This is a genomic window from Actinomadura sp. 6N118 (genome assembly GCF_044326415.1).
Lineage (GTDB): Bacteria > Actinomycetota > Actinomycetes > Streptosporangiales > Streptosporangiaceae > Spirillospora.
This window is the reverse complement of record NZ_JBIRAZ010000009.1, coordinates 352,883-364,023: the sequence shown is the minus strand read 5'-3', so window position 1 is coordinate 364,023 and position 11,141 is coordinate 352,883. Positions and strand designations below refer to the sequence as shown.

At 70.2% G+C, this 11,141-nt stretch carries 10 protein-coding genes; 4 read left to right on the top strand and 6 right to left on the bottom strand.

Going from position 1 to position 11,141, the window contains the following annotated elements; all coding sequences use genetic code 11:
• The first annotated feature begins 71 nt into the window (after positions 1-71).
• A complete protein-coding gene (locus tag ACH34W_RS25145; protein ID WP_395963473.1) occupies positions 72-359 on the top strand; it encodes a DUF4235 domain-containing protein in 288 nt (95 codons plus the stop codon).
• A 131-nt stretch (positions 360-490) separates the two neighbouring features.
• Here the strand turns inward: ACH34W_RS25145 and ACH34W_RS25140 are convergent, their stop codons facing one another.
• The gene (locus ACH34W_RS25140; protein ID WP_395963472.1) at positions 491-1,303 is read right to left on the bottom strand and encodes a hypothetical protein; all 813 of its coding nucleotides are present in this window, start codon (positions 1,301-1,303) and stop codon (positions 491-493) included.
• 12 nt (positions 1,304-1,315) lie between these two features.
• Complete coding sequence (locus tag ACH34W_RS25135; RefSeq protein WP_131740700.1) at positions 1,316-1,612, bottom strand: DUF4193 domain-containing protein; 297 nt, start codon at positions 1,610-1,612, stop codon at positions 1,316-1,318.
• Between the two features lie 512 nt (positions 1,613-2,124).
• Here ACH34W_RS25135 and ACH34W_RS25130 point away from each other — a divergent pair.
• Both ACH34W_RS25130 and ACH34W_RS25125 read left to right on the top strand, forming a co-directional pair.
• On the top strand, positions 2,125-3,792 hold the full coding sequence (locus ACH34W_RS25130; protein ID WP_395963471.1) for a serine/threonine-protein kinase: 1,668 nt from the start codon (positions 2,125-2,127) through the stop codon (positions 3,790-3,792).
• A gap of 20 nt (positions 3,793-3,812) precedes the next feature.
• Positions 3,813-6,683 (top strand): ABC transporter substrate-binding protein, encoded by a 2,871-nt coding sequence (locus ACH34W_RS25125; protein ID WP_395963470.1) that lies wholly within the window; start codon positions 3,813-3,815, stop codon positions 6,681-6,683.
• A gap of 73 nt (positions 6,684-6,756) precedes the next feature.
• Here ACH34W_RS25125 and ACH34W_RS25120 read toward each other — a convergent pair whose 3' ends face one another.
• Both ACH34W_RS25120 and ACH34W_RS25115 read right to left on the bottom strand, forming a co-directional pair.
• A complete protein-coding gene (locus ACH34W_RS25120) occupies positions 6,757-8,178 on the bottom strand; it encodes an ATP-binding protein (RefSeq protein WP_395963469.1) in 1,422 nt (473 codons plus the stop codon).
• Positions 8,175-8,828 carry a response regulator transcription factor gene (locus ACH34W_RS25115; RefSeq protein WP_395963467.1) on the bottom strand — a complete coding sequence of 218 codons (654 nt, stop codon included), beginning with the start codon at positions 8,826-8,828 and terminating at the stop codon, positions 8,175-8,177. The genes ACH34W_RS25120 and ACH34W_RS25115 overlap by 4 nt, the downstream gene beginning before the upstream one ends.
• A gap of 200 nt (positions 8,829-9,028) precedes the next feature.
• Here ACH34W_RS25115 and ACH34W_RS25110 point away from each other — a divergent pair, with 200 nt between their 5' ends.
• On the top strand, positions 9,029-9,205 hold the full coding sequence (locus tag ACH34W_RS25110) for a hypothetical protein (protein ID WP_395963465.1): 177 nt from the start codon (positions 9,029-9,031) through the stop codon (positions 9,203-9,205).
• A gap of 125 nt (positions 9,206-9,330) precedes the next feature.
• Here the strand turns inward: ACH34W_RS25110 and ACH34W_RS25105 are convergent, their stop codons facing one another.
• The gene (locus tag ACH34W_RS25105) at positions 9,331-10,140 is read right to left on the bottom strand and encodes an inositol monophosphatase family protein (protein WP_395963463.1); all 810 of its coding nucleotides are present in this window, start codon (positions 10,138-10,140) and stop codon (positions 9,331-9,333) included.
• On the bottom strand, positions 10,137-11,096 hold the full coding sequence (locus ACH34W_RS25100) for a ferrochelatase (RefSeq protein WP_395963462.1): 960 nt from the start codon (positions 11,094-11,096) through the stop codon (positions 10,137-10,139). Before ACH34W_RS25100 ends, ACH34W_RS25105 begins: the two co-directional genes overlap by 4 nt.
• Positions 11,097-11,141: the final 45 nt, after the last annotated feature.

The following is an 11,141-nucleotide window of genomic DNA, read 5'->3' as shown; positions in this document are numbered from 1 at the left end:
CCGCATGCCGATTAAGCCGGTGCACGGCGGTCCGGTAGCGTCGACCACAGATTCGAGTACGGGAGGACACGATGGCGGACAAGGGTGACATCGGCTGGCGCCTGATGGCGGGTGCCGCGGCCTTCGCCGGCGGCTTCGTCGCCAAGAAGGTGATCACCATGGCGTGGAAGAAGACCACCGGCAAGGAGCCGCCGACCAACCCCGAATCCCCCGAGGTCGCGCTGCACGAGGCGATCGGCTGGGCCGTGATCATGGGTGTGGGCATGGAGGTCGCCCGGCTCCTGGCCACCCGCGCGGCGGCCCGGCAGTGGGCCAAGGGCACGGGCAAGTCCCCCTACGAGCTCAAGGCCGAGGTCTGAGCCGGGGGTCCATGACTCGCACATCGTGGTCGATCCCCAGCACTCCGAAGGGATCGACCACGATGCCGTCCGAACTCGACTTCCCCTAGGACTGCGGGTAGCGGTGCGTCACGCCCTGGCTTCCGGGGGGGCTAGTCGGCGGAGGGGAGCCGGGGTGGTTCGCTGGGGAGCGGTGTGGAGGTGGTGGCCCGGAGGTCCTTGCGGATCTCTTCGGAGAGGCGCTTGGTCGCGGTGCGGTTGAGGGCGGCGCCGGCGGCCGCGCCGGTCAGGAACGGGCCCATCGTGCTGAGGCTGCGGCCCATGGTGCGCAGCAGGCGCTTGCGGAGGGCGACCTTGGCTGCCGAGCCGAGCGCGTTGGCGAACGATCCGGTCTCGAGCGGGTTGATGCCGCGGCGTTTGGCCCAGGCCGTGAGGAACGCGGCGCCGCGCGCGGTGCCCGAGCCCTCGACGCGGACCCCGTAGACCTCGTGCAGCTCGGCGATCATCTTGACCTCGACGGCCGCGATCACCAGGGTCTCGGCGGCGAGCTGGGCGGGGGCGGTGAGCAACAGCGGCGGCGCGGCGAACTGCACCGCCGCGAGCGCGCCTCCGGCGGCGCCCACCGCGGTCGTGCCGTTGGCCGCCACCCGCACCACGTTGTCGGCGAGATCCTCGCCGGTCAGGCCGTGATGGTGGCGGCTCAGGGTCTCCAGATCACGGATGGGGATGTGGGGCGCGGCCGCGGTCATCAGATCCGCCAGCCAGCGGCCCCGCGCGATGCCCGCGGCGCCTGCTCTGCTCGCGCTGTGGCCGAGCAGCCGGGCGAGTCGCCCGAACAGGCGGCCGCGGGTCTCGCGGTCCATGTCGTCGTCGTTGGAGAGCTTGCCGATCAGCTCACCGATCTCGGCGTCCTCCGGGACGGCGACCGTAGTGTGCTCCTCGTCGTCGCGTTTTTCTCCTCCCACCGGGGGCTCCCGTCAGGCGGCGCACTCGCGGCAGATGGGCTGGCCGTTCTTCTCGGTGGCCAGCTGGCTGCGATGGTGCACCAGGAAGCACCGCGTGCAGGTGAACTCGTCCGCCTGGCGGGGAACCACCCGGAAGGTGAGCTCCTCGTTGGACAGGTCCGCGCCTGGAAGCTCGGCGACCTCGCCGGCGTCCAGGTCCTCGTCGATGATGCTCGCGGCCTTGTCGGCCCGCCGAGCCTGAAGCTCCTGGAGGCTGTCCTCGTTGAGATCGTCGTCTGTCTTACGTGGGCTGTCGTAGTCGGTCGCCATCTTCTATCTCCATCCCCCTCAGTCCTTTATGCGCCCCGTCGCGCGGATCTAACGCTCGGGAGACCCTTCTTGTGCCCGATCCGGGCGGGAAATTCTGTCACGGGCAGTGGCCTGCGACACACAAGGCGCGACTGATCCCACCGGTGACACCGATCACCCCAGATCACTCCCCCGATATGTGTCGTACATCACAGACCCGATCGGGTATCCCGGACTGAATCAGGGCCGGAACGCCCCACCGGGGCTTCCCACGGCGGCGGGATCATATCGGTCCCGGCCGCGTTGTGCTCGCCGACCGGCGGGAGGCTTTCTCGTGGTCCTGAAACAAGGGGGCTTGCGCCCCCGAACCGATCGCTCCGGTGAAACGTCTGAACTAACGCGATATCGTGCCCGCCTAGGTTGGGGCGGGTCCCCTGACAGGGCGTCCCCGCATCGTCACGGTCCGGGGTGCCCCATGACGGGGGCCGGCGTCCGACACGCGGCACATTACTGACGGGTCACTGGAGGGTCAGATGCCGGATGCCGCTCCCCTGGAGCCAGGCGATCCCCGCGTATTGGGGCAGTACGAGGTCGTCGGGCGGCTCGGCGCGGGCGGGCAGGGCGCGGTCTTTCTCGGCAAGTCGCCCAGCGGCGAGTACGTCGCCGTCAAGCTGCTGCATGCCCAGATGGCGAGCGACCCGGCCGCGCGCGCCAGGTTCACCCGTGAGGTGAGCGCGGCGCAGAAGGTCGAGCCGTTCTGCACCGCCCGGGTGATCGAGGCCGACGTGCACGGCGACCAGCCGTACGTCGTCAGCGAGTTCATCGACGGCCCCTCGCTGCACGACGTGGTCGCGCACAACGGGCCGCGCGACGCGGCCGAGCTCGAACGGCTGGCGATCGGCACCGTGACGGCCCTCGCGGCCATCCACGAGGCCGGGATCGTCCACCGCGACTTCAAGCCCAACAACGTCATGCTGGCGTCCGACGGCCCGCGCGTGGTCGACTTCGGCATCGCCCGCACGGTCAACTCCCAGGAGAGCGCGGTCACCGCCACCGGCATGGTGGTCGGCACCCCCGGCTACCTGGCGCCGGAGCAGCTCACCGGGGCGCCGCTCACCCCCGCGGTCGACATCTTCGCGTGGGGCGCGACCATGGTCTTCGCCGCGACGGGCCAGTCGCCGTTCGAGGCCGACACGCTCCCGGTGATCATCAACAAGATCCTGAATGAGGAGCCCGACCTGTCGGCGCTGCCCGCCGGGCCGGTCCGCGACCTGGTGGGGCGCTGCCTGTCCAAGGACGCCGGGCTCCGGCCGCCCGCGGCGACGCTGCTGCTGCAGTTGCTCGGCCACGTCGGCGCGGCGCCGTCCAACCCGGGTGCGGGCCAGGAGGACCTGCTCAACCAGGGCACCCGGATCGCCGCCCAGATGCAGGCACCGCCGCCCGTTCCCCAGGCGCGGCACACGCCGCCGCCACAGCCCCTCACACCGCCCCCGATGCCCATGCACCAGGGCGGGGTCGGCCCCAGCACACCGCCACCGCAGCAGATCACTCCGCCGCCCATGCCCATGTATCAGGGCCAGGGCATGCCGCAGGGGCCGCACACGCCGACTCCCATGCACATGCAGCAGGGGCCGGGTATCCCGCCACAGCCGCCGATGTACGGGCCGCCGCCGCGCCAGGGCGGTTCCAACGCGCCCGCCATCATCGGCATCGGCTGCGGTGCGCTGCTGGTGGTCGGGATCATTCTCGTGGTCGTGCTGGCCGCGATCGGCAGCGACGACGACGATCCGCCGCCGTTCCGGTCGACCTACAGCCCGCCCACTTACAGCCTGCCCACGCGCACGCCGTCGCTCGGCGCCGGCGAGCTCTCAGGCATCTGGGAGGGGCCGGCCAGCCAGCCCGCCTCCTCCAAGCCGGACACCAGGAGCTTCACGGCACGGTTCACGATCTTCCGGAGTGCAGGCATCGCCCGGTACACCTACAGCAACGTCTCCGACAACTGCTCCACCAGGTTGTCGTACATCGGCGGCGACAGCACCAAGGCGACGTATCGCGAGACGCCCCTCAGCACCCTTAACAAGAACTGCGCTGAGGGGTACCTGACGTTCTTCCTGAGCTCGACTCCCTCGATGCGCTGGGAGTGGCGCACAGACCAGTCCAGGACCAGCCCCCAGGCGTTCGGAACGGCCCGCAAGCAATAAACCTGGAGGACCCCCCGCCCATGGACGTTCTCCCTCTGCGCCCAGGCGATCCCGACCGGTTGAGCGGCTACCGTCTCGTCGGCCTGATCGGCGAGGGCGGCCAGGGTTCGGTGTTCCTGGGCGAGGGCGACGACGGCGCCAGGGTGGCCGTGAAGCTGCTGCACGCGCGCTTCAGCGGCCACCCCAAGGCCCGCTCGCGGTTCGCCGCCGAGCTGGACGTGGCGCGGCGGGTGGCGGCCTTCTGCACGGCGTCCATCCTGGACGCCGACGTAGAGGGCGACCGCCCGTACATCGTCAGCGAGTACATCGACGGCCCGCCGCTGTCGCAGGTGCTCGCCACCGAGGGCCCGCGCACCGGCGCGGTCCTGGACCGGATCGCGATCGGCACGATCACCGCGCTCGCCGCGATCCACGAGGCCGGGGTGGTGCACCGCGACTTCAAGCCCGCCAACGTGCTGCTGCCGGCGGACGGGCCGCGCGTGATCGACTTCGGCATCGCGCGGGCGCTGGACGCCACCGGCACGCTGTCCAGCACAGCCGTGGGCACGCCCGCCTATATGGCGCCCGAGCAGATCTCCGGGGCCCGGGTCGGCCCCGAGGCCGACGTGTTCGCGTGGGGCACCACGATGGTCTACGCGGCCACCGGGCGGCCCGCGTTCGGCCAGGACTCCATCCCGGCCGTCATGCACCGCATCCTCAACCTGCCGCCGGACCTGGGCGCGCTTACCGAACCGCTGCGCGACCTCGTCCTCCAGTGTCTGAGCAAGGATCCCGCGGTCCGGCCGTCCTCGCAGCAGGTCCTCGTACGCCTCCTCGGCCTGGCAGGGAGCCTTCCGCAGAGCGGCTCCAGCCCGCAGGCCCAGCCCGCCGCCGTCCTCACGCAGGGCGCTGCGGCGGCGGCCGAGACCACCGAGGTCCGCCTCCTTCAGCCGCCCGCCACACCGCCCACTACACCGCCCGGCACTCCACCTGCGGCTGTGCCTGCCCCGCCTGTTGCTCCCCCCGCCCTCCCTCCCGGATTCGACCAGCCCGACTCGTTTCCGCCTCACAATCCGTACGTCGGGGCCGGGTACCCCTACGACGCGGCGCCAGGGCACCCCTACGCCCAGCCCGCGCCCGGCGGCAACGGAGGCGGCGCTTCATGGCCGAACGGCCCCACCTCACCGGGCGCGCAAACCACCTCGCCGGCAAGCGGGCTCGGCGGGCCCGGCAGGCCCGGTGGACCGCCCGGTACAGGTGGCCCGCGCAGGCGAACGATCGGTGTGCTCGCCGGTGCGGGCAGTGCCGCGCTCGTGGCGCTCGTCGTCACCGGCTCGGTGATCGCCGTGGACCTCTTCGGGAAGGACGACAAACCGACGTCCAAGCGCGGCGGCCAGTTCACCATGGTCGTGAGCAAGTTCTTCTCGGACGAAGAGCTCAACCCCTCGCAGGCGGGTTACGGCAGCGGCACCCGCTTCGTGGTCAAGCAACTGTTCACCGGGCTGACCGAGATCACCTCCACCGGCGCCGTGCGCAACCGCCTGGCCACCCGCATCGTCCCGGTCGACTCCACCTGCACGACCTGGCAGATCGACGTCAGGAGCGGCACCACGTTCAGCAACGGCGAACCCGTGACCGCCGAGGCGTTCGTACGGGGCTGGATCCGCGCCGCACAGGGCAAGAACGGCGTGGCGCCCCTCCTCATGTCCAACATCAAGGGATATTCCGAGGTCAGCGGCAACAGGGCGACCACCTTCTCCGGTGTCCAAGCCCCCGCCGGCGAGAACCGCATCGACGTCACCCTCACCAAGCCGGACTGCGAGTTCGACAAGCGGCTGGCCGACCCGATCTTCTTCCCGGTGCCCACGAACGCCCTCAAGGCCGACAACCAGTCCTACAACGTCATGCCGGTGGGCAACGGTCCCTTCAAGATCAGCTTGTATACCCGGGACAAGGACCTCACCCTGGTCCGCAACCCCTCGTGGGGGCTCGGCACGGCCCGTCTCGACCAGGTCACCGTCAAGTTCAACGACGACGCGCTCACCGTGGGGCGCACCGGCTTCGCCTCGGGCGCGTATGACTGGGCGGAGCTCTCCACGGATTCGCTGGCGAGCGCCAAGTCTCAATCCGCCCTGCTCACCCAGCCGTCGATGAGCATGAACTACCTCGTCCCGATCACCTCGCGCGGCCCGATGAGGTCCAGGGAGGCCCGGCTCGCCGTCTCGTACGCGCTCGACCGCCGGGCGATGAACAACACGCTGTACGGAGGCCTCTACGCCCCCGCGAAGGGCTTGCTCTCCCCCGCGATACCCGGGTTCGCACGGTCCGGCGTTTGCCCGTCCTGCGAGACGTCCGACCCGGCCAAGGCCAGGCAGCTGGCCGAGCAGGCGGACCTCAAGGCCGGCACCAGGGTGACGATTTACGCCCGCGAGCTGTCCTCGTACAGGCGCTGGGCAGAGCTGGTGCAGCAGCAGCTCCAGCAGAACCTCGACTGGTCGGTGGAAATCAAGACGGTCCGGCTCGACGACAAGGAGCTGCGGCGGACCCTGCTCGCCAAGAACGCGCCGGGCGGCCTTCTGACGTACGGCTGGGTGCCCGACTATCCCTCCGCTTATAGCGCCCTACAGCCGCTGCTGGGCGGTGACCAGGTCGCCACCGAGACCAACAGCACGCTCAACTTCAGCGGATGGCGCAACGAGCAGTTCGACCAGGCGCTCGCCAACGCGATCAAGGACCCGCAGGCCACCACCCGCCTGAACAGCCTGCAGCAGGCCGAGAAACTCGCCCTCGACGACATGGCCCTGATCCCACTCTGGAGCTACGCCAAGGCGGCATTGGCCAGCGCCAAGTTCACCGGTCTGAAGCTCGACCACGAGGGCAATCCCACCTTGGCCACAACGGCCCTCAAGTAGCCCTCAACCCTCAAATAGCCCTCAAGTAGTGGGACGAGGCGGCGGGCTGGGACGAGGCGGCGGGCGAAGGCTGTCAGATGGCGGCGTGTGAGACCAGGGGAAGGCGGACGGTGACGACGAGGCCGCCGCCCGCCCGGGGGGTCGCGTAGACCGTGCCGCGGTGCGCCAGCACCACCGAGCGCACGATCGACAGCCCGAGGCCGGCGCCCTTGGCGGACTCGATGCGGTCGGAGTTCAGGCGGCGGAACGGTTCGAAGAGCCGGTCCACCTCGTAGTGGGGTACGACGGGGCCGGTGTTCTCCACCTGGACTGTCGCGAAGCCGTCCAGGACACCCGTCCGAACCCAGACGTCGCCGCCGTCGTCGTTGTGCTTGATCGCGTTGTCGACCAGGTTGGACACCAGGTGCTCCAACAGCACCGGATCGCCGAGCGCGGTGCCGGGCGTCAGCTCGCGGTGGACGGCGACCTCGTTGTCGTGCTCGCGGCGGGCGGCGAGATCCAGCACGGTCTCGGCCACCTCGCCCAGGTCCACCGTCGTACGCGCCGTCAGTTCCCGTTCGCTGCGGGCCAGGAGCAGGAGGCCCTCAATGAGCCGCTCATGCCGGGCGTTGGTGGCCAGCAGGGTCTTGCCGACGGTCTTGAGGTCGGCGGACACGTCCGGATCGCCGAGCGCCACCTCCAGCAGCGTCCGGTTGATCGCCAGCGGGGTCCGCAGCTCGTGCGAGGCGTTCGCGACGAAACGGCGCTGGGAGTCGAAGGCCTCGCCGAGCCGCTCCAGCATCGCGTCGAACGTGTCGGCCAGTTCCTTGATCTCGTCGTCCGGCCCTTCGAGCGCGATGCGTTCGTGCAGCGTGCTCTCCGACAGGCGGCGCGCGGTGGCCGTGACCCGCTGCAACGGGCTCAGCGCCCGGTCCGCGACGAAGTAGCCCAGCACCAGCGCGATGATCCCGACGCCGACGAGCGCGAGCAGCGACCGCCCCACGAGCTGCCGCATCGTCTCCTCGACGAACTCGCGCCGGAACTTCTCGAGAACGTCGGGGCTGAGCAGCGGGTCGACGATGGTGATCTTGCTCAGGATGTTGGCCATCAGGACGGACATGACCAGGAGCAGCAGCCCGCCGGCCATGAAGAACAGCAGCCCGTACAGCAGGGTGAGCCGCAGCCGCACGCTCACCCGGCCCGGCAGTGCCCGGAGGTCCTCGGCCAGGGACGATCCGTCCCTCCGCCCGCTCTTGCGGCCGCCGCCGTTCTTGGGCTGGACGACCACCGGCTGCGTACCCGGCGACCTGAACAACCCGCGCCGCTGCCCGGGATCGGCGGGCGGCTGGGGCTGGATGGGCTGTGTGGACTGGGTCGAGGCGGGCTGAGGCGACGTGGGCTGAGCTGAGGGGGGCTGGGGCGAGGTGGACTGGGTCGAGGCCTCCGCCGGCACCTTCTGCCGGTCGGTGCCGGACTCCGGGGCAGGACCGGGCTCGGGGGCGGACGAGGTGCTCACAGCCGGTACCCCACTCCCGGCACCGTCTCGATCACCGGCGGGTCACCGAGTTTCTTGCGCAGCGTCATCATCGTGACCCGCACCACGTTCGTGAACGGGTCGATGTGCTCATCCCAGGCCTTCTCCAGCAGCTGCTCGGAGCTGACCACGGCGCCCTCCGCGCCCAGCAGCACCTCCAGCACCGCGAACTCCTTGCGGGTGAGATCGACCGGACGGCCGTCGCGGAGCACCTCGCGGCGCGACGGGTCGAGCACGATCCCCGCCCGTTCGAGCACCGGCGGCAGCGGCGCCGAGGCGCGCCGGCCCAGCGCGCGCACCCGGGCGATCAGCTCGGCGAACGCGAACGGCTTGGCCAGGTAGTCGTCGGCACCGATGGACAGGCCCTCGACCTTGTCGTCCAGCTCGCCGGCCGCCGTCAGCATGATGATCCGCGCCGGATACCGCTGCGCGACGAGCTGCTTGCAGACGTCGTCACCGTGGATCCTGGGCAGGTCCCGGTCGAGCACGATCACGTCGTACTCGTTGACCCCGGCCCGCTCCAGAGCGCCGGCGCCGTCGTACGCGACGTCCACGGCCAGCGCCTGCCGGCGCAGGCCGGTGGCGATCGCGTCGGCGAGCACCCGCTCGTCCTCGACGACTAGAACACGCACTTCACGTCCCCCTCGTTCATGCTGCTCGCGCACCGGACGGCACCATAGTCAGGTATGACACGGGCCTCGTAAGACGCCCGTAAGACTCTTTCAGGATGGCGCCGCGCGCCCCCCGGAAAACCCTGCGAATTGCTGGTTTGGAACAGGTTTATCTTCAGCGTAGGCGTGGGTAGGAGCTGGCCTGATCCGGGAGGAGGCCCATGGGCGAGCTGTCACGAACCATCAGACAACGACTCGACGACGCGTACGAGTCGCTGCAACACGCCCACGCTGACGGCGACATCTACCTGGCGGACATCCGCCAGGAGGAGATCAAAGAACTGCGCCGGATCGCAGCGAACCACGACATAGGCGTCGAACCACCCCGCTGCGACTGAGGACGCCTCTGCGATAGCCACAGGAAGACCGGGGCCATTGCCCCGGTCTTCCTGTTGTTCGCAGGTCTCCATGCCTCTGAGCGCCGCTGAGAGCGGGATGTGAGGTCAGTGCGAGCCGGGTCCGGTCAGTCGCGGGCCGGGTCCAGGGGGAGCAGGAGGCCGTGGAGGGCTTCGAAGGTGGCGGGGCCCGCGGCGATGGTCAGTTCGGGACCTGCGGGGCTGCCCTCCAGGCCACCGACGAGACCGCCCGACTCCTGGACGATCAAGGCTCCGGCGGCGATGTCCCATGCCTGGACGCCGCGTTCGTAGTAGGCGTCCACGCGGCCCGCAGCGAGCGAGCACAGGTCCACGCAGCACGACCCGTTCCGCCTGATGTCACGGACGTTGGGCAGTACGCCGGTGAGGACATCGGCCTGGTGGGCGCGGCGCTCCGCCGCGTACCCGAAACCGGTGGCCACGAGGGCCTGGTTGAGCGGCACGTCGGCGTTGACCTGGAGATCACGGGCGCCGGACGGGGTCTGCAGCAGCGCGCCGCCGCCCTGGACGGCGGTGTACATCTCGCCGCGCCGCGGCATGTCGATCACCCCGGCCACCGCCACGCCGTCCACCTCGGCGGCGATGCTGACGGCCCAGTCGGGCAGGTCGTACAGGTAGTTGACGGTCCCGTCGATCGGGTCGATCACCCATCGCACGTTGCTGCCGCCGTCGTGGGTGCCGCCCTCCTCACCCAGGAAGCCGTCGTCGGGGCGGGCGGCCCGGATGCGCTCGACGATCAGGCGTTCCGCGGCCTGGTCCATCTGGGTGACCACGTCGGTCGGGCTCGACTTGGTCTGCACCACGTCCGGCCCGCCCACCGGCCGCTTGTCGACCAGCATGCGGGCCGCCTCGCGGGCGGTCTCCACGGCCAGTTCCAGCAGGTCCTCGGCTTGGCTCACGCTTGTTCCCCCGATGTCTCTGCTTCGGTCACCAGTTCGCGGGCGAGCGCGGCGAACCGCGGATCTGTCCCCGGCGTGGTGACCCGTACGAATCGCATTCCGAGTTCCTCGGCCTTGGCGGCCGCCTCGACGTCGAGGTCGTACTTGACCTCCATGTGGTCGGAGACGAACCCGACCGGGACCGTCACCACGGACCGGACACCCGCACCGTGCAGCGTCTCCAGGTGATCGCACACGTCCGGCTCCAGCCATGGCTGGCTCGGTGGCCCGCTCCGGCTCTGGTAGACCAGCGCCCACGGGCTGCCGGGCGCCGCCTCGTCAGCCACGGTGGCCGCGGCCTCCTCCAGCTCGGCCACGTAGAGCTCGCGGCGGGGTTGTGCGAACGGCACGCTGTGTGCGGTGAAGACGAGGTGGGTGTCCTGTGGCGCATCGGCGAGGGCCGTCCGGGTGGCGTCCACGAACGGGCTGAGGAAGCCGGTGCGGCGGCAGTAAGCGGGCAGCTTGTCGATCTGCGGCGCACCCGGCACCTCGGCGCGGGCGCGCGCGATGTCCTCCACGTACTGGTCGCTGGTCGAGTAGCCGCTGTAGGCGGACGTGACGAACGCTGCGGCGCGCCGGACGCCGTCCTCCTTCATCTGCCGGACGGTGTCGGCGAGGTACGGGGTCCAGTTGCGGTTGCCCCAGTAGACGGGCAGGTCGATCGAATGCTCTTTGAAGTCGGCCTCGATGGCGGCCTTGAGGTCCCGGCACTGCTGGCTGATCGGGCTGACGCCGCCGAAGAGGAAGTAGTGCTCACCGACGGCCTCCAGGCGCTCGCGCGGGATGCCCCGCCCCCGGGTGACGTTCTCCAGGAACGGAATCACGTCGTCGGGCCCCTCCGGCCCCCCGAAAGACAGCAGGAGCAGCGCGTCGTACTGCGCCGTCTTCATTCCAGCCGTCTTCCTTCCAGTCGTCATGCCTCCATCCAACCAGTCACCTACGAGTGACAGGTGTCACCCCGA

Bases quoted from the DNA above. Each gene is read 5' to 3' on its own strand.
- ACH34W_RS25145 (WP_395963473.1), top strand. From the start codon at position 72: ATGGCGGACAAGGGTGACATCGGCTGGCGCCTGATGGCGGGTGCCGCG.
- ACH34W_RS25100 (WP_395963462.1), bottom strand. From the start codon at position 11,096: ATGACGACTGGAAGGAAGACGGCTGGAATGAAGACGGCGCAGTACGAC.
- ACH34W_RS25130 (WP_395963471.1), top strand. From the start codon at position 2,125: ATGCCGGATGCCGCTCCCCTGGAGCCAGGCGATCCCCGCGTATTGGGG.
- ACH34W_RS25110 (WP_395963465.1), top strand. From the start codon at position 9,029: ATGGGCGAGCTGTCACGAACCATCAGACAACGACTCGACGACGCGTAC.
- ACH34W_RS25135 (WP_131740700.1), bottom strand. From the start codon at position 1,612: ATGGCGACCGACTACGACAGCCCACGTAAGACAGACGACGATCTCAAC.
- ACH34W_RS25125 (WP_395963470.1), top strand. From the start codon at position 3,813: ATGGACGTTCTCCCTCTGCGCCCAGGCGATCCCGACCGGTTGAGCGGC.